19 protein-coding genes are annotated in these 22,749 nt (G+C 71.4%); 5 read left to right on the top strand and 14 right to left on the bottom strand.

The features are described from left to right. Positions 1-171 precede the first annotated feature (171 nt). Positions 172-3,072, top strand: coding sequence for an EAL domain-containing protein (locus WFQ05_RS16040; protein WP_130529276.1), 2,901 nt, complete (start codon positions 172-174; stop codon positions 3,070-3,072). Here WFQ05_RS16040 and WFQ05_RS16035 read toward each other — a convergent pair. Further along, positions 3,069-4,808, bottom strand: a complete 1,740-nt coding sequence (locus WFQ05_RS16035) for a VWA domain-containing protein (RefSeq protein WP_337054530.1) — start codon at positions 4,806-4,808, stop codon at positions 3,069-3,071. The two genes, WFQ05_RS16040 and WFQ05_RS16035, sit on opposite strands and share 4 nt — an antisense overlap. Positions 4,809-4,985: 177 nt before the next feature. Between WFQ05_RS16035 and WFQ05_RS16030 the strand changes: the two genes are divergently transcribed. Both WFQ05_RS16030 and WFQ05_RS16025 read left to right on the top strand, forming a co-directional pair. Then, positions 4,986-6,224, top strand: a complete 1,239-nt coding sequence (locus WFQ05_RS16030; RefSeq protein ID WP_337054529.1) for an AcvB/VirJ family lysyl-phosphatidylglycerol hydrolase — start codon at positions 4,986-4,988, stop codon at positions 6,222-6,224. A gap of 152 nt (positions 6,225-6,376) precedes the next feature. Further along, positions 6,377-7,606, top strand: a complete 1,230-nt coding sequence (locus WFQ05_RS16025) for an AcvB/VirJ family lysyl-phosphatidylglycerol hydrolase (protein WP_337054528.1) — start codon at positions 6,377-6,379, stop codon at positions 7,604-7,606. On the opposite strand, the gene xseA is transcribed toward WFQ05_RS16025, so the two are convergent. Continuing rightward, positions 7,578-8,918, bottom strand: coding sequence for an exodeoxyribonuclease VII large subunit (gene xseA, locus WFQ05_RS16020; protein ID WP_337054527.1), 1,341 nt, complete (start codon positions 8,916-8,918; stop codon positions 7,578-7,580). The two genes, WFQ05_RS16025 and xseA, sit on opposite strands and share 29 nt — an antisense overlap. 274 nt (positions 8,919-9,192) lie before the next feature. Between xseA and ispG the strand changes: the two genes are divergently transcribed. Both ispG and WFQ05_RS16010 read left to right on the top strand, forming a co-directional pair. Continuing rightward, complete coding sequence (gene ispG / locus WFQ05_RS16015) at positions 9,193-10,431, top strand: flavodoxin-dependent (E)-4-hydroxy-3-methylbut-2-enyl-diphosphate synthase (RefSeq protein WP_337054570.1); 1,239 nt, start codon at positions 9,193-9,195, stop codon at positions 10,429-10,431. A 34-nt stretch (positions 10,432-10,465) separates the two neighbouring features. Next, a complete protein-coding gene (locus WFQ05_RS16010) occupies positions 10,466-11,125 on the top strand; it encodes a phosphatase PAP2 family protein (RefSeq protein ID WP_337054569.1) in 660 nt (219 codons plus the stop codon). Here the strand turns inward: WFQ05_RS16010 and WFQ05_RS16005 are convergent, their stop codons facing one another. The 12 genes from WFQ05_RS16005 to WFQ05_RS15950 all read right to left on the bottom strand — a co-directional run bounded on the left by WFQ05_RS16005 (position 11,126) and on the right by WFQ05_RS15950 (position 22,745). Further along, on the bottom strand, positions 11,126-11,815 hold the full coding sequence (locus tag WFQ05_RS16005) for an aspartate/glutamate racemase family protein (protein WP_337054526.1): 690 nt from the start codon (positions 11,813-11,815) through the stop codon (positions 11,126-11,128). It abuts the gene before it with no gap. Between the two features lie 86 nt (positions 11,816-11,901). Next, a complete protein-coding gene (locus WFQ05_RS16000; protein WP_337054525.1) occupies positions 11,902-12,966 on the bottom strand; it encodes a TPM domain-containing protein in 1,065 nt (354 codons plus the stop codon). A 219-nt stretch (positions 12,967-13,185) separates the two neighbouring features. Beyond that, positions 13,186-14,097 carry a DMT family transporter gene (locus tag WFQ05_RS15995; RefSeq protein ID WP_268960428.1) on the bottom strand — a complete coding sequence of 304 codons (912 nt, stop codon included), beginning with the start codon at positions 14,095-14,097 and terminating at the stop codon, positions 13,186-13,188. Then, complete coding sequence (murB, locus tag WFQ05_RS15990) at positions 14,097-15,140, bottom strand: UDP-N-acetylmuramate dehydrogenase (RefSeq protein ID WP_337054524.1); 1,044 nt, start codon at positions 15,138-15,140, stop codon at positions 14,097-14,099. The genes WFQ05_RS15995 and murB overlap by 1 nt, the downstream gene beginning before the upstream one ends. Beyond that, on the bottom strand, positions 15,137-16,192 hold the full coding sequence (locus tag WFQ05_RS15985; protein WP_130529850.1) for a quinone-dependent dihydroorotate dehydrogenase: 1,056 nt from the start codon (positions 16,190-16,192) through the stop codon (positions 15,137-15,139). Before WFQ05_RS15985 ends, murB begins: the two co-directional genes overlap by 4 nt. Positions 16,193-16,209: 17 nt before the next feature. Continuing rightward, entirely contained in the window at positions 16,210-16,494 is a 285-nt protein-coding gene (locus tag WFQ05_RS15980; RefSeq protein WP_130523561.1) for a DUF4190 domain-containing protein, read from the bottom strand. A 12-nt stretch (positions 16,495-16,506) separates the two neighbouring features. Beyond that, complete coding sequence (locus tag WFQ05_RS15975) at positions 16,507-17,280, bottom strand: class I SAM-dependent methyltransferase (RefSeq protein ID WP_130520168.1); 774 nt, start codon at positions 17,278-17,280, stop codon at positions 16,507-16,509. A 272-nt stretch (positions 17,281-17,552) separates the two neighbouring features. Then, positions 17,553-19,115, bottom strand: coding sequence for a sodium/sugar symporter (locus tag WFQ05_RS15970; protein ID WP_337054523.1), 1,563 nt, complete (start codon positions 19,113-19,115; stop codon positions 17,553-17,555). 82 nt (positions 19,116-19,197) lie between these two features. After that, positions 19,198-20,073 (bottom strand): 2-dehydro-3-deoxygalactonokinase, encoded by an 876-nt coding sequence (locus WFQ05_RS15965; RefSeq protein ID WP_337054522.1) that lies wholly within the window; start codon positions 20,071-20,073, stop codon positions 19,198-19,200. Continuing rightward, positions 20,070-20,996, bottom strand: coding sequence for an SMP-30/gluconolactonase/LRE family protein (locus WFQ05_RS15960; protein WP_337054521.1), 927 nt, complete (start codon positions 20,994-20,996; stop codon positions 20,070-20,072). Before WFQ05_RS15960 ends, WFQ05_RS15965 begins: the two co-directional genes overlap by 4 nt. Beyond that, complete coding sequence (gene dgoD, locus WFQ05_RS15955) at positions 20,974-22,122, bottom strand: galactonate dehydratase (RefSeq protein WP_337054520.1); 1,149 nt, start codon at positions 22,120-22,122, stop codon at positions 20,974-20,976. Before dgoD ends, WFQ05_RS15960 begins: the two co-directional genes overlap by 23 nt. Beyond that, positions 22,119-22,745 (bottom strand): 2-dehydro-3-deoxy-6-phosphogalactonate aldolase, encoded by a 627-nt coding sequence (locus WFQ05_RS15950; protein WP_337054519.1) that lies wholly within the window; start codon positions 22,743-22,745, stop codon positions 22,119-22,121. The genes dgoD and WFQ05_RS15950 overlap by 4 nt, the downstream gene beginning before the upstream one ends. Positions 22,746-22,749 lie beyond the last annotated feature (4 nt).

The following is a 22,749-nucleotide window of genomic DNA, read 5'->3' as shown; positions in this document are numbered from 1 at the left end:
TCGCGTGCGGGGCGGGCGTCCGTATACTCGCGCGTTCGGTCGGGCCGCAGGCATGGAAGGAGCAACGTTCATGTGCCCGGTGCGGGGTCGCGCCACCGTCACACGGCCAGCTGGAAGCTGGCACGAAGTGTGCATCTGCTCTGTGTAATCGCAGTGACTGGGGGGGAATCGATGTCGGGCCAGACCGCCACTGCCGTGCAGCAGGCCGGGATCAGCGCCGTGGCGGCGGACGCCGTGGCGCAGGTCCTGTGCGGCCTGCTGCCCGACGGCTCGCAGGTCGTGGCCTGCTGGCGGGACTGGGCGATCGGCGCCGGTGGCGCGGCCAGCGAAGGCGCCGGCCCGGCACTGCGCCGGCGCGCCGAGCAGGCGCTGTGGGACAACCCCCAGCACGTGGTCCGCAACGAGGACGAACTGCTGCTGGCCTGGTCCAACGTGGAAGGCAATGCGCGCATGTCCCTGGCCGCCAGCCTGGCCGCGCCGCTGACGCCGGCGCAGGTCACTGCGTGGAAGGCGGCCGCCCAGGCGCTGATTGGTGCCGTGCTCGAGGCCGAGCGCGCCGCCGCCCGCGTGGTCACCCTGGAGAAGTCCAAGCGCCTGCAGCAGGCGCTGTACGAGATCGCCGACCTGGCCAGCGCCGATCTGGAAATGAGCGAGATGCTGGCCCGCATCCACGCCGTGGTCGGCACGCTGATGTACGCGGAGAACTGCTACATCGTGCTCTACGACGAGGTGCGCCGCACGATGCGCTTCCTCTACTTCGCCGATCTGATCGACCCCTACGTGGCCGACCCGGAGCGCGAGTTCGGCGAGGAGGAGATGCGCAACAGCATGACCCTCGCCCTGCTGCACCACGGCAAGCCGATGCGCGGGCCGTCGGCGGCGGTGAGCCAGCGTCTGGGAGTGACGCTGGACGCCAGCCATGGCCCGGAAAGCGTGGACTGGCTGGGCGTGCCGATGCGGCGCGACGACCGCGTCTGCGGCGCGATCGTGGTGCAGAGCTACGACACCCCGGCCAGCTACACCGACGAGGACCGCGCGCTGCTGAGCTACGTGGCCCAGCACATCCTCACCGCGCTGGACCGGCGCCACGCGCACGAGGAGCTGGAGGCGCGCATCGAGGCGCGCACCCGCGAACTGCAGCTGACCAACCGCGAGCTGCAGGCCGAGATCCAGGAGCGCCGCCGCGCCGAGAAGCTGCAGACCGCGCTGTTCCGCATCACCGAGCTGGCCAACACCTCGGCCTCGCTTGAGGAGTTCTACGCCGCCGTGCACGGCGTGGTGGACGAGCTGATCGTGGCGCGCAACTTCTACATCGCGCTGCTGGACGACGATGGCCAGACGCTGCATTTCCCGTATTCGGTCGATCAGCAGGATCCGGCGCGCCGGTCGCGGCGCGCCATCCGCGGCCTGACCGAGTACGTCATCCGCACCAGCCGGCCGCTGCTGGCCGAGGCCGAGGACGTGGCCGAACTGGTGGCCAGCGGGCAGGTGATCCAGCACGGCCCGCCCTCCTACAGCTGGCTGGGCGTGCCGCTGGACCAGGGCGGGGAGACCCGCGGCTGCGTGGTGGTGCAGAGCTACTCGAGCGAGGTGCACTACACCTTGCACGACCAGAACCTGCTGTCCTTCGTCGCCCACCATTTCGGCGCCGGCCTGGCCCGGCAGCGCGCGCGCGAATCGCTGCGCGCCGCGCACCTGGAGCTGGAGGCGCGCGTGGAGGCGCGCACCTTCGAACTGGCCGAGGCCAACGCCAAGCTGATGGCGCAGATCGGCGAGCGCCTGCGCGCCGAGCAGCGCCTGACCTACCAGGCCACGCACGATGCGCTGACCGGGCTGCCCAACCGCGCCTTCCTGCTCGAGAGCCTGACCGCCGCCATCGCCCGCGCCCAGGCCAATCCGGGGCATCACTTCGCGGTGCTGTTCATGGACCTGGACCGCTTCAAGCTGGTCAACGACTCCATCGGTCATGCCGCCGGCGACGAACTGCTGATCGAGGTGGCGCGGCGCATCACCTCGCAGGTGCGCGAGGGCGACCTGGTCGCGCGCCTGGGCGGCGACGAGTTCGCCATGGTGATCGCCTGCCGGCGCGGCGCGTACGAGGCGGTGGAGTTCGCCTCGCGCCTGCTCGAAGCGCTCAACCGGCCGATGTGGGTGGCCGGGCGCGAGCTGTTCCCGGCCGCCAGCATCGGCATCGCCGCCTGGCATCCGCGCTACCAGCGCGGCGAGGACCTGCTGCGCGACGCCGACGCGGCGATGTACCGGGCCAAGGCCGAAGGGCGCGAGCGCAGCGCGGTGTTCGACGAGCACATGCGCGAGGCGGCGATGCAGAGCCTGGACCTGGAGGCCGACCTGCGCCGTGCGATCAACAGCCAGCACTTCAGTCCGCATTTCCAGCCGATCCTGCGCGTGTCCGATGGCGCGGTGGTCGGCCACGAGGCACTGCTGCGCTGGCACCACGAACGCCGTGGCCTGCTGCTGCCGGGGCAGTTCCTGGCACAGGGCGAGGACAGCGGCCTGATCGAACAGATCGACTGGCTGCTCTACGAACAGGTAGTCAGCCGCATCAGCGCCGGCGTGGACGGCTACGTCTCGGTCAACGTCTCGCCGCGGCACTTCCGGTCGCCCGATTTCGCCAGCCGGCTGCTGCGGCTGCTCGACCAGCACCATGCCGATCCGGCGCAGCTGCGCGTGGAGATCACCGAGATCGCGCTGCTGGACGATGCCCCGCGCGCGCTGCGCATGCTCGAACAGCTGCGTGCGCGCGGCGTGCTGGCGCAGCTGGACGATTTCGGTACCGGCTTCTCGGCGCTGTCGTATCTGCATCGCTTCCCGATCTCGGCGCTGAAGATCGACCGCAGCTTCATCGCCGGCCTGGGCGAGGAGCATCGCGAGGAAAGCCTGGCCCTGGTGCGCGCCATCCTGGCCCTGGCCGGTACGCTGGGCATCGAGACCATCGCCGAAGGCGTGGAGACCACGCCCCAGCTGGCCGCCCTGCGCGAACTGGGCTGCAGTTACGCGCAGGGCTATCTGCTCGGCCGCCCCGGGCCGGTGCTGGGCGAACGCGCGCTCTAGCGCACCACCGCCGGCACCGGCGCCACCGCCATGCCTTCATCCTGGCTCGGTGCCACCAGCGCGCGGGCCTGGCCCGCGAGTTCGACGAACTCATGGCGCAGGCCGTCCGCATCCTCGCCGCTGGCCGCGCGCGCCGTGGCGATCACCTGGTCCCAGCCCCAGCCGTCGAAGCGCGTGCCGCCGCGCAGCAGGTCGGCATAGCCGGCCACCGCGCTGGCGAAGCGCAGCGCGTCGCCGGGCTGGGCCTGCGCGGAGGACGCCAGGATCGGCACCTCGATCAGGCGGCTGGTGTCCTCGCCGGGGCGCTTGTAGCGCAGGCGCAGGTCGGCGACCTCGCGCGCATCGCCGGAAGGCTTCGACGAGGCGCCGTAGCGCAGCGCCGGCAGGCGCGCCGCGCCCGATCCGGCCGGGGTCAGCTCGTACAGCGCGGTTACCTCGTGGCCGGCGCCGATGTCGCCCGCATCGACCTTGTCGTTGGCGAAGTCCTCGCGCGCCAGGGCCCGGTTCTCGTAGCCGATCAGGCGGTACTCGGCCACCGCCGCGGGGTTGAACTCCACCTGGATCTTCACGTCGCGCGCGATGGTCAGCAGCGTGCCCTGCAACTGCTGCACCAGCACCTTGCGCGCCTCGCGGTCCGAGTCGATGTAGGCGTGCTGACCGTCGCCGACATCGGCCAGGCGCTCGGCCAGTTCATCGTTGTAGTTGCCCTGGCCGAAACCCAGCGTGCTCAGCGCCACGCCCGCCTTGCGCGCATCGCCGACCAGGGTCTCCAGCGCGCGCTGGTCGACCGTGCCGACGTTGAAGTCGCCATCGGTGGCCAGCAGCACGCGGTTGCTGCCGCCGGGGATGAAGGCCTGGCGCGCCATCGCATAGGCCAGGGCGATGCCGGCGCCGCCGTTGGTGCTGCCGCCGGCCTCCAGCCGGTCCAGCGCGGCCAGGATTTTGGCGTGGGCGTCGCCCGGGGTCGGCGGCAGCACCAGTCCGGCCGAGCCGGCGTAGACCACGATCGAGACGCGATCCTGCGCGCGCAGCTGCGGCACCAGCAGCGCCAGCGACTGCTTGAGCAGCGGCAGCTTGTCCGGCGCGTCCATCGAGCCGGAGGTGTCGATCAGGAACACCAGGTTGGACGGCGGCAGCTCGCGCTTGGGCAGCGCGTAGCCCTTGATGCCGATCATCAGCACCTGGCGCTGGGAATTCCACGGCGCCGGGGCCAGTTGCGTGGTGACGCGGAACGGGACCTGCGGGCTTTCGGATGCGGGATGGTGGTAGTCGAAGTAGTTGATGAACTCCTCTGCACGCACCGCGTCGGCCGGCGGGCGCTCGCCGGCGCGGACCATGCGCCGCACGTTGCTGTAGCTGCCGGTGTCCACGTCGATCGAGAAGGTCGAGACCGGCTGCTCGTCGGTGCGCCGCACCGGGTTGTCGTCCTGGTGGGCGTAGCGCTCGGTATCGACCGCGGGCGGTGGCGGCACGGCGGCGGGCAGGGGCGCCGCGATCCCGGCGGCCGCCATGCGCATGGCGCGCTGCGGCATCGGAGGTGGCGGTGGCGGGGCCGGCGGTGCAGGAGGTGAGAACAGGCGGGCGGACTGGTAGGAGTCCGCGGCGATAGCGGCCTGCTCGGCGGCCTCGGCCGCCATCGCACGCTCCCGGGCGGCGGGCGACGGCGGCGTGGAGGAGCAGGCCGCCAGCGCGGCGGCGATCAGCAGGGACAGGCAGGTGCGGGGCGTGCGGCGCATGGCGGTGGCTTCCTGGGTTGGACGACAGGCAGGCAAACGCGCCAGCCGCCGTAGCGGGGTTGCGGGGCTGCGCGATCCGGGCCAGCTCAACCGCGACAGAACGGACCCGGTGCGGGTCTTCACGCCACGACAACATTTCGCTAGGCTGCGGCACCTTTTTTGCCGTCTGGAATCGCGATGCGCCTCCGACCCTGGGTCCGCTGGACGCTGCTGGCCCTGCTGTTGAGCGTCTGTGCCTGCGTGGCGCTGGCCTCGCATCTGCGCCGGGATCACCTGGGCAAACCGTTCGGCGTGGCGCTGACCTTCGAACCGGCCGGCAAGGCGCGCGGCGTGGTGGTGGTGATGGCCGAGCGCGCCCGACGGCGCAGCGAGGCGGCGCAGCTGGCGCAGTCGCTGGCCGACCGCGGCCTGCTGGTGGCGCTGGTGCCGGCCGGCCAGGCGCTGGCGCACGTCGATCCGCATCATTGCGAGCTGGTCGCCAACAGCGTCGAGCGCGTGGGCCGGCGCCTGATGCGCCAGGGCGGGGTGGATGCCTACTTCGCGCCGATGCTGGTCGGCGCCGACGCGACCGGCGGCGCGCTGGCGCGCTTGGCGGTGGCCAATGCGCTGCCGCAGACCGTGGTCGGCGCGGTCCTGAACGGACCCGCCGCGGCCGCGCCCGCGGGCTGTGCGCTGGCGCCGTCCTCGGCCGAGCAGGGCTTCGTGCTGGAGCAGGTCGGCCCGCAGGCGGTGGCCGATGCGGTGGTGGCGCACCTGCCGCGGCCGGAGCCGGCGTTCCGCGGCCTGCCGCTGATCGAGCTGCCGGCCGCCGGCAGCCATCGCCTGGCGATCTTCATTTCCGGCGACGGCGGCTGGCGCAGCCTGGACAAGGGCGTGAGCAGCGGCCTGCGCGCGCAGGGCGTGTCGGTGGTGGGCTGGGACAGCCTGCGCTACTTCTGGTCGCGGCGCACGCCCGAGGAGACCGCCGCCGACCTGGCCGCGGTGATCGACGAATACCGCAGGCGCTGGCATGCCGACGAGGTCGAACTGATCGGCTACTCGTTCGGCGCCGACGCCATGCCCTTCCTCTACAACCGCCTGCCGCCGGCCACGCGCGCCAGCGTGCGCTCGATCTCGCTGCTGGGCTTGGGCCATGACGCCTCGTTCCGCGTCTCGGTCGGCGGCTGGCTGGGTACCCCGTCCTCGGACGACGCGCCGGTGGAGCCTGAGCTGGCCAAGCTGCCGCCCGGCATGCTGCTGTGCGTCTACGGCGAGGAAGAGAAGGACACGCTGTGCCCGGCGCTGGCCGCGCGCGGCATCCGCGTGGCCAAGACCGGCGGTGGCCACCATTTCGACCACAACATCCCGGCCATGGTCGAGCGCCTGCGCGCCAACTTCGAGCGCAACGCGCCCGCCGGCGCACCCGCTGCCAAGTAGGGGTTCGAGCGGTGCGGTCTTCCCGCGCCGGGCCCCTCGCCGCCCCGCTGACGAAATTCCCGCAAGTCCGCGCCGGGCCGATTGGCCTTCGGCCGCGGCCCGTTGCGTTGTTGGGGGATGAACGTGCCGTGGGGTCGTGCAGGGGAAGGGATGTGAAACGTGTTGGCTGGATTGCCGCGGCCGTGGTGGGCGTGCTGGTGTTGGGGGGATGGGGCGGCTACCGCCTGCTGCAGCTCAAGCGGGTCGGGGGGCCGTTCGGCCTGGTCCAGGTGCAGCGGCCGGCCTCGGCGCCGCGTGCGCTGGTCCTGCTGCTGGGCGAAGGCCGCGACACCCCGCGCCTGGCGGCCGATGCGCAGGCGCTGACCGCCGCCGGCGCGGTGGTCGGCGTGGTCGATGTGCGCCGTTACCTGGCGCGGGCGGGCCAGGACTGCGCCCAGTACGCGGTGGATCTGAACTGGCTCGGCGAGCGCGTGCTGCGCGGCGCCGGTGTGGACGACTACATCGCGCCGCTGCTGGTGGGCGTGGGCCAGGGCGCGCAGATGGCGCGGGCGGCGCTGGTGCACAGCCGCAGCCCGGACGTCAGCGCCGGGGTGGTCGAGCGCGTGGCCGGCGCGGCACCGATCGCCTGCCAGGCAGGCACAGCGCCGGGCCTGGGCGAAGTCGTCGAGGCCGCGCCGGATGCCGTGGTCGCCACCAGCGTCGCGCGCTTCGCCCCGCCGGCGGCGCCGTTCCGCGGCCTGCCGCTGGTGGAGATGCCGCATGCGGACGCGCAGCGGCTGGTGATCCTGATGACCGGCGACGGTGGCTGGCAGCCCATCGACCAGCAGATTGCCACCGCGCTGCACGACCAGGGCGCGGCCGTGATCGGCTGGAGCAGCCTGCGCTATTTCTGGAAGGCCAAGACGCCCGAGCGGACCGCGGCCGATCTGTCGGCGGTGATCGCCGAGTACCAGCGCCGCTGGCATGTGTCGCAGGTCGACCTGGTGGGCTATTCGTTCGGCGCCGACGTGCTGCCGTTCCTGTACGGGCGGCTGCCGGCCGCCCAGCAGGGGCAGGTGCGGCGCGTGGCGCTGCTGGGGCTGGCGACCAACGCCAACTTCACCGTGCGCATCGGCGGCTGGCTGGGGTGGAGCGCGGGCAGCGCCTATCCGATCAAGCCGCAGCTGGCCAGGATCCCCGCGCAGAAGATCCTGTGCGTCTACGGCCAGGATGAGGACGAGGACGCCACGCTGTGTCCGTCGCTGCGCGGCACCGGCGTCGATGTGCGCATGGCGCCGGGCGGCCATCACTTCGAGACCGGCCAGGTCGCCGGCTGGATCACCGGTCCGGCGCCCGGCGTGGCGGTCGCCGGGCTTACTTCGGCGGCAGCACCTGCACGCTGAGCGTGCCGTCGGCCAGTCGCGCCTCGAGCCGATCGCCCACTGCCACCTGCGTAGTCGAGCGCACCAGCGTGCCGTCCTCGCGGCTGACCAGCGCGTAGCCGCGGGCCACGGTCGCCAGCGGGCTGATGGCCTCCAGCGAGCGGGCCAGTCCGGTCAGGCGCAGGGCCTCGCGCTGCAGCTGGCGGCCGATGGCCGCCTGCGGCCGTGCCTGCAGGGCGGCCAGACGCTCGGCCAGCGCGGCCAGGCGCCGCTGCGGTGAATGCGCGCGCAGCACGCCTTCGGCCTGGCCCAGCCGCGCGCGGCGCCGCTCCAGCTGGCGCTGCCACTGCGCCTGCAGGTGACGCAGCGCATCGGCATGACGGCGGCGCATCAGCGCCAGCCGCGCCTGCGGGCCTTGCGCCTGCAGGCGCAGCCAGGCGCGGTCCACGCGCTGCTGGACGCGGTCCATGTGGTGGGCGTGCAGGGTGTGCAGGCGCCGGCCCAGGCCGCGCAGGCGGGTGCCCAGGTCGGCGATGGACGGCACCAGCAGCTCGGCCGCGGCCGAGGGCGTGGGCGCACGCAGATCGGCGGCGAAATCGCACAGGGTGAAGTCGGTCTCGTGACCGACCGCCGACACCGCCGGCACGGCGCAGGCGGCCACCGCGCGCACCAGCGCCTCGTCGTTGAACGCCCACAGATCCTCGATCGAGCCGCCGCCGCGCGTGACCAGCACCGCGTCGTAGCGGCCGCTGGCCCCGGCCGCCTGCACCAGCGCGGCGACCTGCGCCGCGGCCGTGGTGCCCTGCACCTGGGTCGGCAGCACGTCCACCTCCAGCAGCGGGAAGCGTCGCCCCAGCACGCTGATCACATCGCGCACCGCCGCGCCGCTGGGCGAGGTGATGACCGCCAGGCGGCGCGGGAAGGCCGGCAGCGGGCGCTTGCGCGCGGGGTCGAACAGGCCCTCGGCCGCCAGCCGCGCCTTGAGCTGCTCGAAGGCGCGCCGCAGCGCGCCTTCGCCGGCCTCTTCCATGTGGTCCAGCACCAGCTGGTACTCGCCGCGCGCCTCGTACAGCGTGACTCGCCCGCGCGCCAACACGCGCAGGCCCTCGCGCGGGATGAACTTCAGCCAACTGCTCTTGGGCTTGAACATCGCGCAGCGCACCTGGGCGCGCGCGTCCTTGAGGGTGAAATACAGATGCCCCGACGCCGGCCGGGTGACGTTGCCCAGCTCGGCCTCCACCCAGATCGCCGGGAAGCTGCCTTCCAGCAGGTCGCGGGCCAGGGTGTTGAGCTGGGACGGGGTCAGGACGTCGCGGTCGGGCAGGTCGTTCATCAGCGCGCCAGTGTAGCGGTGTGCATGTGGTTGGGTCGGAGCAACTGTCTCTCAGGTCAAGCCGCGGCCTCCTTGTAGAGCGGAGCTTGCTCCGCTGCGTTCCGACCGGATCACCGGAAAGGCTCAGCGGAGCAAGCTCCGCTCTACAGAGGCATGCCCGTCTAGCCCCATCCCCGGTAAAGCCCCGTCGCCGCCGTGGCGGCTCCCACACCTGGCACGGGCTAAAATGCGCGCCATGAACGCCATTCCCACGCCGCTGCCCGTGTCCGAACCCATGCCCATCGCCGCCGGCAGCCAGCCGCGGCGCGTCACCCATGGCGTGCACGTGGGCAAGGTGCAGCTGGGCGGCGGCGCGCCGGTGGTGGTGCAGTCGATGACCAACACCGACACCGCCGACGTGGCCGCCAGCGTCAAGCAGGTGGCCGAGCTGTGGCGGGCCGGTTCGGAGCTGGTGCGCCTGACCGTCAACACGCCCGAGGCCGCCGCGGCCATCCCGCGCATCGTCGACAAGCTGGCGATGATGGGCATCGAGGTGCCGCTGATCGGCGACTTCCACTACAACGGCCACCAGCTGCTGGCGGGCGAGCCGGCCTGCGCCGAAGCCTTGGCCAAGTACCGCATCAACCCCGGCAACGTCGGCTTCGGCAAGAAGAAGGACACCCAGTTCGCCCAGCTGATCGAGTTCGCCATCCGCTACGGCAAGCCGGTGCGCATCGGCGCCAACTGGGGCTCGCTGGACCAGTCGCTGGCCGCCGCGCTGATGGATCAGAACGCCCAGCGCGCCCAGCCCTGGGACGCCACCGCGGTGCTGCGCGAGGCGCTGATCCGCTCGGCGCTGGACTCGGCCTACCGCGCGGTGGAGCTGGGCCTGCCGGCCGACCGCATCGTGCTCTCGGCCAAGGTCTCCGGCGTGCAGGAGCTGATCGCGGTCTATCGCGACCTGGCGCGCCGCAGTGAGTTCGCCCTGCACCTGGGCCTGACCGAGGCCGGCATCGGCTCCAAGGGCATCGTGGCGTCCTCGGCGGCGTTGGCCGTGCTGCTGCAGGAAGGCATCGGCGACACCATCCGCATCTCGCTCACGCCCGAGCCCGGCACCTCGCGCACCCAGGAAGTCATCGTCGCCCAGGAGCTGCTGCAGACCACCGGCCTGCGCGCGTTCACGCCGATGGTCACCGCCTGCCCGGGCTGCGGGCGCACTACCTCTGAGTTCTTCCAGGAGCTGGCCAAGGTCGTGCAGGAGCACGTGCGCGGCAAGATGCCCGAATGGAAGATCACCCGCCCCGGCGCCGAGCACATGACCCTGGCGGTGATGGGCTGCGTGGTCAACGGCCCGGGCGAGTCGCGCCACGCCAACATCGGCATCTCGCTGCCGGGCACGGGCGAGGCGCCGTCGGCGCCGGTGTTCATCGACGGCGAGAAGGCGGTGACCCTGCGCGGGGAGAACATCGCGCATGAGTTCGTCGCCCTGATCGACGAGTACGTCGACCGCCATTACGCGCGCAGTGCGGGCTGAGCGTCCCGGAGGCGGCGCGGGCGTCGTCGGTCGCATCCTGCGGCGCATCGGCTGGCGCATGGGCCTGCTGTTCGCGGCGATCCTGCTGCCGCTGTGGGGCTTCGCCGAGTTGGGCGAGGAGGTGCACCAGGCCGAGCGTTTCGTCTTCGACGATCCGATCCTGCTGCGCGCCAAGGCGCTCTCCGGGCCCTGGCTGGACCAGGCCTTCCTGGGCATCAGCTGGGCCGGCTACCAGGGCGTGATCCTGGTCGATGCGCTGCTGGTGACCGGCCTGCTGCTGGCGCGGCGCTGGCGCGAGGCGACCTTCGTCGGCGCGACCGTGGTCGGCTCGGCCCTGCTGAACATGGGCACCAAGCAGCTGTTCGGGCGCGCACGGCCGAGCCTGTGGGAATCGATCTCGCCCGAGGACACCTTCAGCTTCCCCAGCGGCCATGCGATGGGCTCGATGACGCTGATGGTGGTGCTGGTGCTGCTGGCCTGGGGCACGCGCGGGCGCTGGCCGGCGCTGGTGCTGTGCGCGCTGTTCGCGCTGGCCGTCGGCGCCTCGCGCGTCTACCTCGGCGTGCATTACCCCTCGGACATCCTCGGCGGCTGGGCGGCGGCGATCGCCTGGACGGTGGGCGTGTACGCGGCCATCTTCCGCGGCGCGCGGCGGCCGTGGAAGACCCCGCAGGTCGAACCGCCGGCGCGCTGATCAGTCCAGTGCGCGCAGCGCCGCGGCGCGGGCGTGCAGGGTGGTGGTGTCGAACAGGGGTACGGTGGCATCGTCCTGGCCGACCAGCAGGGAGATCTCGGTACAGCCCAGGATGATGCCCTGGGCACCGGCCTCGACCAGGCGCGCCATCACCTGGCGATAGGTCGCCCGCGAGGTCTCGTCGATCACGCCCTGGCACAGCTCGTCGTAGATGATCCGATGCACGTGGTCGCGATCCGGCGCCGGGGGCACGAGCACTTCCAGCCGGCGCGCTTCCAGCCGCTTGCGGTAGAAGTCCTGCTCCATGGTGAAGCGCGTGCCGAGCAGGCCGACGCGGGCGATGCCGGCATCGAGCAGCGCCTGGGCGGTGGCATCGGCGATATGCAGCAGCGGCAGCGGCGTGGCGGCGGTGATCGCGTCGGCGACCTTGTGCATGGTGTTGGTGCACAGCACGATGAAGTCCGCGCCGCCGGCGTGCAGGCGGCGCGCGGCGTCGGCCATGGCCGCGCCGGCCGCGTCCCAGTCGCCGGCGTGCTGCAGCAGCTCGATCTCGTGGAAGTCCACGCTGTACAGCAGCACCTTGGCCGAGTGCAGGCCGCCGCGCGCCTCGCGCACGGTCTGGTTGATGAGGCGGTAGTAGGGCAGGGTGGATTCCCAGCTCATGCCGCCGATCAGGCCGATGGTCTTCATCCGTGCGTTGCGCTCGTTGTCCTGTGGAAGGTCACTTTGCGCGGCGGGGGGCGGTGCGACAAGTCGCCGTCATGCGGGGCTGGGCCTCACCAGCTGGAACTGGCGCCGCCGCCGCCGGAGCTGCCACCGCCGGAGGAGGAACCGCCGCTCGAAGAAGACGCACTCTGGCTGGCGTAGTAGGCGGTGGTATAGGCGTACGCGCCAGATTCCGTCCGCGCGACGTGGCCCTTGCGGATCAGGCTTTCCCGTTCGCTGGCCACGCGGCGGAGAAACTCACGGAAACGGGCTTCGCTGCGGTAGCGCCGGCCCGCGTGGTAGAGGGTGAGCATGAGGAACAGCAGTTCCAGCGCGATGATGATCGCGAAGGCGGGCGCGAACGTCGCCGACAGAATGAGGACGAAACACCCCGGGTTGAGGGTCATGAATCCCTTGATGAACAGACCGAGGTAGCGTCTGGGGCGGGCTTGGGCGCGGGCGACTTCTTCATCCTCCCCGATCAGCTCGGGGTGTCGCGCCATCAGCCGGGCGCGCCGCCGGCTGGCCAGCCAGCGGACGAGCGGCTGGAACAGCCACACCAGGGCCGCGAATCCGGCCCAGGCCGCCAGACCACGGTTCCACTTGCCTCGCTTCTCCGCCTGCGCCTGCGCCAGCAGCTCCAAGGTGGCCGGATCCTTCGCCGCCACGCGGGCCATGAAATCGAAGGCGTCGATGATCGCGCCCGCGATATCGCCCTGTCGCATCTTCGGAGCCAGGGCATCGTCCAGCGCGCGCTTGGCGACCAGGTCCGGCAGGGTGCCTTCCAGACCATAGCCGACCTCGAAGCGTGAGCGCCGCTCCTGGATCGCCAGCACCAGCAACAGGCCGTTGTCCGCGCCGCGCTTTCCAAGCCGCCATTGTTCAAAGGCGGTGGCCGCCACCTGCTCGATGCTTTCGCCCTCCAGCGACGGCGCCAGATACACCGCGCCCCAGATCTGCTGGCCGTTGCGGATCTCCGCCAGGGCGTGGTTGATACGCTGCGTGTCGTCCTCGCTGAGCAGGCCGGCCGGGTCGACGACATTGGGCGTGTACGCGGGAATCTGGAGCGCGCGTGCCGCCAGGGGCACCAGCAGCAGGACCAGGATCAAGGTGCACAGCAGGCGGTGCGGTTTCATCTTGGTCCTCGGGCGCATGAGGAACGTCGAACGGGCGTGCCGCAGGCGGCGCGATCATCGCAGGATCGCGGCCGAACCAGAACCGGCGTGCTGGCCGCCGCGATCGTCCCGCGCGCCGGCCGCGACGGCAAGCGTCCGCGTGGTGGTCCATCTGGCCGATCCGGTCATCACCTCGGGCGCCTCGCGGGAGATCCTGTATCTAAACGCTGGCGGCGAGGCTCATTCGCCCGGCTTGGCGCCTTCCACCGGGGCGGTGGTCGCCGCGCGCCGGGCCAGGGTCGCCTCGCGCTGGGCGATGTAGGCCGTGGAGGCCAGGATGATGCCGGCGCCGACCGCCGTCCACACATCCAGGCGTTCGCCGAACAGCCAGCCGCCCAGCACGATCACCAGCGGCAGTTGCATGAAGCTGATCGGCTGCAGCGCCGAGACCTCGCCCAGCTTCAGCGCGCGCGTCCAAAGCAGCTGGCCGCCGGTGCCGAACACACCGCAGCCCACCAGCCACAGCCAGGTGATGCCCTGCGGCCAGCGCCAGTGCGCCAGCGCCAGCAGCAGCGACATCGGCACCCAGAACACGTAGGTGTAGAACACCACCGTGTCGGGCGGATCGATGCGCGAGAGCTGCTTGATCTGGATCGCCACCACCGCGCTGGTCACCGCCGCGGCCACCGCCACCAGCAGCCCGGGCGAGAACTGCGAAGAGCCCGGGCGCAGGATCACCAGCACGCCGATGAAGCCTGCCGCCACCGCCAGCCATCGCCGCACGTGGACGCGCTCGCCCAGCCAGAACACCGCCGCGATGGTCGCGAACAGCGGCGTGGAATAGGACAGCGAGATCGCCTGCGACAGCGGCAGGTGGGCGATCGCCCAGAAGCCGCACAGCATCGAGCACAGCCCGATCAGGGTGCGCACCAGATAGTGCGGCAGATGCGCGGTGCGCGGCGCTGGCCGGCCCGGGCGCAGCACCATCGGCAGCAGCACGGCCAGGCCGATGGCGTTGCGGAAGAAGGCGATCTCGGTGGTGCCCAGCGACTGGGAGGCCAGGCGGATGCTGATGGCCATCAGGCCGAAGGACAGCGTGCTGGCCAGCATCAGCAGCGCCGCGCGCAGCGGCGCGACCGGCGCCGGGGCGATCACCACGCGGCGCCGACGATGCGCGGCTCGGGTTCGATGGCCACGCCGAAGCGCGCCTGCACCGAGGCGGCGATGCGCCGGGCCAGCGCCAGCAGCTGCGCGCCGCTGGCGCCGCCGTGATTGACCAGCACCAGCGCGTGGTCCGGCGAGACGCCGGCATCGCCGTCGCGCTGGCCCTTCCAGCCAGCCCGTTCGATCAGCCAGGCCGCCGAGAGCTTGCGCGTGTCCTCGGCATCGCCGGGGAACACCGGCAGGCCGGGGAAGTCGGCCGCCAGCCGCTCGGCCAGCGCCGCCGGCACGATCGGGTTCTTGAAGAAGCTGCCCGCGTTGCCCAGCACCGCCGGGTCGGGCAGCTTGCGGCTGCGCACGCGGATCACCGCCTGCGCCACCTCGGCCGGGCCGGGTTCGGCCACGCCCATGGCGTCCAGCTCGGCGCGCAGCCCAGCGTAGTCCAGGCGCAGGTCCGGCACGCGCGACAGGGCGAAGGTCACCGCGGTGATGATCCAGCGCCCGGGCTGGCGCTTGAACACGCTGTCGCGATAGCCGAAGGCGCACTCGGCCCGCGACAGCCGGCACCAGTCGGCGGCGCGGGTATCCCAGGCCTCGACGCTGTCGATGTGCTCGCCCACCTCCACGCCGTAGGCGCCGATGTTCTGGATTGCGCAGGCGCCGACGGTGCCGGGGATCAGGGCCAGGTTCTCCAGGCCGAATGCACCCTGCGAAAGCGTCCACAGCACCAGCTCGTGCCAGACCACGCCGGCCTCGGCGCGCACCCGCACGCCGGCCTCGTCGTCGTCGAGCAGGTCGATGCGCCGCGCGTCGAAGCCCAGCGCCACGCCGTCCAGATCGCCCGCCAGCAGCAGGTTGCTGCCGGCGCCGATCGGCAGCAGCGGCTGGCCCTGGATCGCCGGCAGGGCCAGCGCCTCGGGTAGCGCGGCCAGGTCGGCCACCTGCAGCAGATAGCGCGCCTGCGCGGCGACGCCGAAGGTGTTGCGGGAGCGGAGCGGGGCGTGCTCGGTCAGCAGCCAGCGCGATGCGCTCATGCCGGGGCGACCGGGCCGCGGCTGGGCTGCTCGCGGCGACGGCGGATGGCTTCCACGCATTCGTAGACCAGCGAGGGCCCGCGATAGACCAGGCCCGAATACAGCTGCACCAGCGAGGCGCCGGCCGACATCTTGGCTACCGCATCGGCGCCGGAGGTGACGCCGCCCACGCCGATCAGCGGGATCTCCTGCGGCAGTCGCGTGCGCATGCGCCGCAGCACCAGCGTGGACTGGCCCATCAGCGGCGCGCCGGACAGCCCGCCGGCCTGGCCGGCATGCGGATGGGCGAGCACCGCGCTGCGATCGACGGTGGTGTTGGTGGCGATCACACCGTCCACCGACAGGTCGGCCAGCACGCGGCACACCGCATCGATGTCGTCGTCGGACAGGTCGGGCGCGACCTTGACCAGCATCGGCACGCGCTTGCCGTGCTGGGCGCCCAGCCGCTCCTGCGCCTCGCGCAGCGTGCCGATGAGCTGGCGCAGGGACTGCTCCTCCTGCAGCTCGCGTAGCCCCGCGGTGTTGGGCGAGGAGATGTTGATGGTGATGTAGTCGGCCAGCGGGTAGACGCGCTCCAGGCAGAACAGGTAGTCCTGCGCCGCATCCTCGTTGGGCGTGTCCTTGTTCTTGCCGATGTTGATGCCCAGCAGGCCGCCCTTGCGGCGCGCGCGCTGCACGTTGCGCACCAGCGCATCGACGCCCTCGTTGTTGAAGCCCAGCCGGTTGATCACCGCCCGGTGCTGCGGCAGCCGGAACATGCGCGGCTGCGGATTGCCGGCCTGCGGGCGCGGGGTGACCGTGCCAACCTCGACGAAGCCGAAGCCCAGCGCCAGCAGCGCATCGATATGCGCGCCGTTCTTGTCCAGGCCCGCGGCCAGCCCGACCGGATTGGGGAAGTCCAGCCCCAGCACGCGCGTGGGCATCGGCCCGGGCTGGCGCGTGGCCAGGCCGAGCGTGCCGCTGCGATAGGCCAGCTCCAGCGCCCGCAGGCCGGCGCCGTGCGCCTGCTCGGCGTCCAGGGCGAACAGGAACGGGCGCGCCAGGGAATACATCGGAATCATGCGGTCCTTTAGTTGGCGTACGCGGCCAGCGCCGCGATGCCGCCGAAGAACAGGAACAGCGCCGCGATGCCCAGCACCAGCAGCACCAGGTGCAGCCAGCCCAGCACCAGCCCGGCCACGGCCATGCCGTCGCCCTCCAGCGCGCCCTGGCTGCGGCGGATCTCGGCGCGGGCCATGTGCCCGGTGATGACCGCCACGAGCGCGCCGATGGTGGGCAGCAGGCTCCAGCCGAGGATGCCGAACACCAGCGAGACCACGGCTAGGCTGCTGGTGGGACGTGCGATGGCGTTCATGCGGCGGTTCCTTCAGGAAGTGAGCGCAAGGGTACCGGCAAAGGCCCGCGTGTCGTAGTCGAACGACACCGTCCCGTCCACCGCGGTGGCGTCGAACAGCGCGCGCAGCGCGGCCATCATCGGCGCATGGCGCGGATGACCGGCCTGCGGCGCATAGGACGAGGACAGCAGGCGCCCGCGCAGCGCGTCGAAGTCCAGCCGCTGCCCATGGTCGAAGCGCACCGTGCCCTTGAGCCCGCCGCCGAACCAGGCCGTCATCGCCGCATCGTCGCTGTAGCGCTCGGCCACGCTGGTGTAGTCCAGACCGTAGTCCAGCAGCAGCTGCTCATAGCCTTCCAGGAAGGGCGTACCCGTCAGCCGGCGCGAATTCCAGAACACCACCGCCAGCCCGCCGGGCCGCAGGATGCGCGCCCACTCGCGCCGGACCGCCTGCTGGTCGAACCAGTGGAACGCCTGCGCCGCGGTCACCAGCCCGACGCTGGCATCGGCCAGCGTGGTCGCCTCGGCCGTGCCGTCCACCGCGGCAAAGCGCGCATCGCCGCCCAGCCACTCCACCGCCGCCGCGCGCATGGCGGCATTGGGCTCCACCGCCGTGACCGGATGGCCACCGTCGAGGAACAGCCTGGAGGAAATGCCCGTGCCGGCGCCGATGTCGGCCACCGGCGCGTCGCGCGCCACGCCCATCGGCCCGTGCAGCCAGTCGATCAGCGCCGGCGGGTAATCGGGCCGATAGCGCACATAGTCGGCCACGCGTGAGGTGAAACGTTGGGTTGAATCCAGCGACATGCCCATCTCCCGGTAACCCGCCCGGGAAACGTCCGGACTGCGATCGGTCCGCAGATTTTAGGCCTTTCGCCAGCGCGCGGGGCTGGGAGGACTCGCCTCGCTCACCAGACTCGACCCGGGAGGATTCAGGTTCTGAGACGCCGCCCGCCGGACCGCTGCCCCTCCGAAGCCAAAAAACGCTCAGACGCCGCAATCTCTAGCCGAGATATGCCAACAGCGAAAACGAACGGATATCAGCACGTCGTCTACGCGCTGGCCACTCGGCTCCAGGCTCACCAGAACACGGCGTACAGACCGATCAGAATCACCACCACCAGCAGCGCGGCCAGATTGAAGCCCTTGCTGGTGGTGTAGTCGATGTCGTCCAGTTCCACGTTGTAGCGGCTCTGGCCACCGCGCTGCAGCAGCGAGATCACCACCGCCAGCGCGATGCAGGCCAGGAACACGAGGCCGACCCGGTCCATGAAGGCCACCGAAGGCAGCCACAGCTTCAGCGCCAGCGACAGCACCGCCGAGGCCACCGCGGCCACCAGCGCCGCGGTGGCCGTGGTGCGCTTCCAGAACATGCCCAGCAGGAAGATCACGCAGATGCCCGGCGTGAAGAAGCCCGTGAATTCCTGGATGTACTGGAACGCCTGATCGAAGCTGCCCAGCAGCGGACGCGCCGAGAAGATGGCCAGCACCAGTGCCAGCGCCGCGGCGATGCGGCCCACCCGCACCAGCTGCTTCTCCGACGCCCCGCGCCGCAGCGGCCGATAGACGTCCATGGTGAAGATGGTCGCGATCGAGTTGATCTTGGAGCCCAGCGACGCGATCACCGCCGCCATCAGCGCCGCGAACACCACGCCCAGGATGCCGTTGGGCAGCAGACTCATCAGATGCGGATAGGCCGCGTCCGGGCGCTCCAGGCCCGGCGCCAGCAGCACCGCCGCGATGCCCGGCACCACGATGATCAGCGGCATCATCAGTTTCAGGAACGCCGCCAGCACGATGCCCTTCTGCGCCTCGCCCAGGCTCTTGGCGGCCAGCGCGCGCTGGATGATGTACTGGTTGAAGCCCCAGTAGGACACGTTCATCACCCACATGCCGCCCAGCAGCACCGACAGCCCCGGCAGATCCTTGTAGTGCGGATTGGAGCGGTCCAGGATCATGTGGAACTTCTCCGGCGCACGCTGCAGCAGCACCTGGAAACCGGCGACCACGCCCGCCCCATCGGCCACCTTGTCCAGCGCGATCCAGGTGATGAGCAGCCCGCCCAGCACCAGCAGCGAGACCTGCACGAAGTCCGTCAGCGCCACCGCCTTCAGCCCGCCGTAGAGCGCATACGCACCGGCGAACAGGCCTAGCGCGACCAACGCCACGTCCACGTCCACCCCGGCCACGGTATGCACCGCCGTGGCGCCCAGCCACAGGATCGAGGTCAGGTTGACGAACACGTACACGCCCAGCCAGAACAGCGCCATGACCGTGCGCACCGTCGGGCTGTACCGCTTCTCCAGGAACTCGGGCATCGTGTAGATGCCGTTCTTCAGGAAGATCGGCAGGAAGAACTTGCCGACGATGATCAGCGTCAGCGCCGCCATCCACTCGTAGGAGGCGATGCCCAGGCCGATCACATAGCCCGAGCCGGACATGCCGATGATCTGCTCGGCCGAGATGTTGGCCGCGATCAGCGAGGTGCCGATGGCCCACCACGGCAGCGCACGGCTGGCCAGGAAATAGTCCTGCGCACTGCGCTGCCCGCCGCGCTTCTCGCGCGAGACCCACTGGGCCAGGGCGAAAATGAAGATCGCATAGAGGACGACGATGCAGGTGTCGAGAGGGGACAGGCTCATGGTGTGCGGGTTCCAGGCAGGACCGCTTGGCCGCGCCACCGATGGTGGGAAGCGGACGCTGCGGCACAGGGGCGGCGGACGTTCATCGAGTCAGGTGGAACAACCCGCAGGCGGCAAGATCCTCGCCGTGCAGGTGGCTGTCGATTCCCAGTAAGTCGAAGGCCTGTCGGTAGCGCGCACCGAGCGTTGGCCCACCGATCAGGTGCACCGGCGCCTGCAGCGGCAGCTGCGCGCGGACCTCATGGCCGATCAGCAGCCCGGACAGGTAGGCGGGCGCCTGCGCCGGCCCGAGCCGGTCGAACAGGCCGAGCGTGCGCACGCCGAACAGGTGATGCAGCAGCCCGCCCGGCTCGCCGCTGCGCCGCACGCCGGCGGCGAAGGCCTCCGCGTCGAAGACCTCCGGCTCGGACGTCGGCGGCATGCTGCGCGCGAGCATGCTGTGCTGCCGGTACAGCGCGTAGGACTCGCCGGTCATGGCCGTGTGCACGCTGGCGATCGCGCCGGCTTGCAGCGACACCCACTTGCTGTGGGTGCCGGGCAGACAGGCCTGCGCCGCATCGGGGCATTGGCTGAGCAGGCCGACGATCTGCGTCTCCTCGCCGCGCATGACGTCGGGCAGGGCCTGGCTGCCGCCGCGCACGCCGGGCACGATCCGCGCGCGGCGACCCTGCAGCGCGGTGCCCTGCGTCGGGACTTCCTGCAGCGCCTGCGCCAGCGCCGCCGGCGTGGCCGGACAGGGCAGGTAGGGCGCCTCGGACCAGCCGCCGCGTGCGCCGACCATGCCGCACAGCAGCAGCTCGGTGTCGTCCCAGCCCTGCAGCGCATCGGCCAGCAGTGCCGGCGTCGCCGCGCCATGGCCGAGCGCGCCCAGATCCGCGCGCCGTGTGTCCACGATCGCGCCGTTCGCGTCGAGCCGCCAGGCGCGCAGGCTGCTGCTGCCCCAGTCGATGGCGATCATGCGCGCACCCGGCCTTCGGGCAGGCCGACGACGCCGGGTTCGCAGGCGAACAGCCCGCCGGCGTGCGGCGTGCGCTCCAGCTCCTCGGTGGTGTGGTCCAGACGCGAGCTGATCGCGAACAGGCGCCCCAGCGCAGGTCCGCCGAAGGCCGGGCAGGTGGGATGCTTGACCGGCATCGGCACGATCCGCTCGATCCGGCCATCGGGCGCATAGCGCGCCACGCGCCCGGCGCGCCACTGCGCATTCCACAGATGGCCCTCGGCATCGATCACCGAGCCATCCGGCTCGGCGCCCTGCACATCGACCTGCGCGAACACGCGCGGATTGGCCGTCCAGGCGCGGTCCGGATCGTAGTCGCAGCACAGGATGCGCGGCTGCAGCGAGTCGCAGTAGTACAGCGTGCGGCCGTCGCGGCTGAAGCAGATCGAGTTGGGAATCGACACCCCGCCCAGCGGCAGCCGGCGCAGGCCGTGGGCGAAGGAGAACTGGTAGAAGGCGCCGCGCTCGGCCTTGTCGGCATGCTCATCCATGGTGCCGAACACGAAATGGCCGTGGCGGTCGGCGCGGCCGTCGTTGCTGCGGGTATGCGGCTGATCGGCCTCGACCGCGCACACCGTCTGCAGCGGCAGCGCGCCGGCGAGCGCGTCCGGGTCGGCCAGCGCGATCGACTTGGCCAGCACCACCAGCAGCCGGCCGTCTTCCATCAGCCCCAGGCAGGCCGGACGATCGGGCAACGACCAGGCGCGGGTGAGGGCGTCGAGCGGGTCGTGGCGCCACAGGCGCTGCCCGCTGATGTCCACCCAGAACACGGCCTGCCGGCGCTCGCACCACAGCACGCCTTCGCCGTGCGCGCAGCGGCTGTCCACCGCCAGGGCGACGCTGGGCGCGGCGCTCACCGGCTCACCATTCGGCCACGCTGCCATCGGCATGGCGCCAGAGCGGGTTGGCCCAGTCCGGCGGCGTGCGGTTGGCGTGGATCAGCCGCTCCTCGTCGATCTCCACGCCCAGACCCGGCTTGGGCAGGGCGGCGATGTAGCCGTCCACGCAGGCGAAATCTTCCTTGTTGATCAGATAGTCCAGCAGGTCGGCGCCCTGGTTGTAGTGGATGCCGATGCTCTGTTCCTGCAGCACCGCGTTGTGCGAGACCAGGTCCACCTGCAGGCACGCGGCCAGCGCGACCGGGCCGAGCGGGCAGTGCGGCGCCAGCGCCACGTCGTGGGCCTCGGCCATCGCCGCGATCTTCAGGCATTCGGTGATGCCGCCTGCATGCGACAGGTCCGGCTGCAGCATCGCCAGGCCGCCCTGGGCCAGCACGTGCTTGAACTCGAAGCGCGAGTACATGCGCTCGCCGGCGGCCAGCGGGATGCTGGTGGTATCGGCCAGGCGCGCGTAGTGCTCGTAGTGTTCGGCCAGCACCGGCTCTTCCACGAACAGCGGCCGGTAGGGCTCCAGTTCGCGCAGCAGCGTCTTGGCCATCGGCACGCCGACGCGGCCGTGGAAGTCGATGCCGAAGTCCACCGTATCGCCCAGTGCCGCGCGGATGCCGGCGATCTTGGCCACCGCCGCATCGACCGCGCGCGGGCTGTCGATCAGCCGCATCTCCTCGGTGCCGTTGAGCTTGAAGGTGTCGTAACCCAGCGCCTGGTGGGCCTGCATCTGCGCCACGATGTCGGCCGGGCGGTCGCCGCCGACCCAGCGATAAGTCTTCATCCGGTCGCGCACCAGACCGCCGAGCAGCTGGTACACCGGCACGCCCAGCGCCTTGCCCTTGATGTCCCACAGTGCCTGGTCGATGCCGGCGATGGCGCTCATCAGGATCGCGCCGCCGCGATAGAAGCCGCCGCGGTACAGGGTCTGCCAGAGGTCGTTGATGCGCGCCGGGTCCTGGCCGATCACGTACTGCGACAGCTCGTGTACCGCCGCCTCGACGCTGCGCGCCTTGCCTTCGATGACCGGTTCGCCCCAGCCGGTGATGCCCTCGTCGGTCTCGACCTTGAGGAACAGCCAGCGCGGCGCGGCGTGATAGGTGGTCAAGCGGGTGATCTTCATCCCTGGGCGTCCTGATAGGCCTGCACGAAGGCACGCGCGTGCGCGGCGGTGGTCTCGGGCGTCTGGCCCGGCCGGTACAACTCGCCGCCGATGCCGGCCCCGGCCGCGCCCTGGGCGAGGAAGCCGGCCAGCGTGTCGGGGGTGACGCCGCCGACCACGTACACCGGCACCGTCGCCGGCAGCACCGAGCGCAGCGCGCGCACATGGCCGGCGCCGTAGGTGGCGGCGGGGAACAGCTTGAGGATCTGCGCGCCGGCATCGATCGCATCGAAGGCCTCGCTGGCCGTGGCGAAGCCGGCCACCACCGTCATGCCGCGTTCGACCGCATGGCGGATCAGCGAGGGCCGGGCGTTGGGCGTGACGATGAAGCGCGTGCCGATCTCGGCCAGCGCATCGACCTGCTCGTTGCGCAGCACGGTGCCGGCGCCGATCCGCGCGTGCGCGCCGTATTCGCGATGGGCCAGGGCGATGCTGTCGCGCCAACGTGGCGAATTGAGCGGGATCTCGATGGCATCGAAACCGGCGCCCACCAGGGCGTCGACATGCGCCGCGGTCTCTTCCGGCGTGATGCCGCGCAGGATCGCGACCAGCGGCAGCTTGAACAGGCGCGTGTCGTGGGACATGGAC

It is taken from the genome of Pseudoxanthomonas sp. USHLN014 (genome assembly GCF_037153335.1).
In the GTDB taxonomy this organism is placed as follows: Bacteria; Pseudomonadota; Gammaproteobacteria; order Xanthomonadales; family Xanthomonadaceae; genus Pseudoxanthomonas_A; species Pseudoxanthomonas_A winnipegensis.
The sequence above is the reverse complement of the archived record's forward strand: the minus strand, read 5'-3'. Positions and strand labels throughout refer to the sequence as shown.

Bases quoted from the DNA above. Each gene is read 5' to 3' on its own strand.
- WFQ05_RS16040 (WP_130529276.1), top strand. From the start codon at position 172: ATGTCGGGCCAGACCGCCACTGCCGTGCAGCAGGCCGGGATCAGCGCC.
- WFQ05_RS16035 (WP_337054530.1), bottom strand. From the start codon at position 4,808: ATGCGCCGCACGCCCCGCACCTGCCTGTCCCTGCTGATCGCCGCCGCG.
- WFQ05_RS16030 (WP_337054529.1), top strand. From the start codon at position 4,986: ATGCGCCTCCGACCCTGGGTCCGCTGGACGCTGCTGGCCCTGCTGTTG.
- xseA (WP_337054527.1), bottom strand. From the start codon at position 8,918: ATGAACGACCTGCCCGACCGCGACGTCCTGACCCCGTCCCAGCTCAAC.
- ispG (WP_337054570.1), top strand. From the start codon at position 9,193: ATGCCCATCGCCGCCGGCAGCCAGCCGCGGCGCGTCACCCATGGCGTG.
- WFQ05_RS16005 (WP_337054526.1), bottom strand. From the start codon at position 11,815: ATGAAGACCATCGGCCTGATCGGCGGCATGAGCTGGGAATCCACCCTG.
- WFQ05_RS16000 (WP_337054525.1), bottom strand. From the start codon at position 12,966: ATGAAACCGCACCGCCTGCTGTGCACCTTGATCCTGGTCCTGCTGCTG.
- murB (WP_337054524.1), bottom strand. From the start codon at position 15,140: ATGAGCGCATCGCGCTGGCTGCTGACCGAGCACGCCCCGCTCCGCTCC.
- WFQ05_RS15985 (WP_130529850.1), bottom strand. From the start codon at position 16,192: ATGTATTCCCTGGCGCGCCCGTTCCTGTTCGCCCTGGACGCCGAGCAG.
- WFQ05_RS15980 (WP_130523561.1), bottom strand. From the start codon at position 16,494: ATGAACGCCATCGCACGTCCCACCAGCAGCCTAGCCGTGGTCTCGCTG.
- WFQ05_RS15975 (WP_130520168.1), bottom strand. From the start codon at position 17,280: ATGTCGCTGGATTCAACCCAACGTTTCACCTCACGCGTGGCCGACTAT.
- WFQ05_RS15970 (WP_337054523.1), bottom strand. From the start codon at position 19,115: ATGAGCCTGTCCCCTCTCGACACCTGCATCGTCGTCCTCTATGCGATC.
- WFQ05_RS15965 (WP_337054522.1), bottom strand. From the start codon at position 20,073: ATGATCGCCATCGACTGGGGCAGCAGCAGCCTGCGCGCCTGGCGGCTC.
- WFQ05_RS15960 (WP_337054521.1), bottom strand. From the start codon at position 20,996: ATGGCAGCGTGGCCGAATGGTGAGCCGGTGAGCGCCGCGCCCAGCGTC.
- dgoD (WP_337054520.1), bottom strand. From the start codon at position 22,122: ATGAAGATCACCCGCTTGACCACCTATCACGCCGCGCCGCGCTGGCTG.
- WFQ05_RS15950 (WP_337054519.1), bottom strand. From the start codon at position 22,745: ATGTCCCACGACACGCGCCTGTTCAAGCTGCCGCTGGTCGCGATCCTG.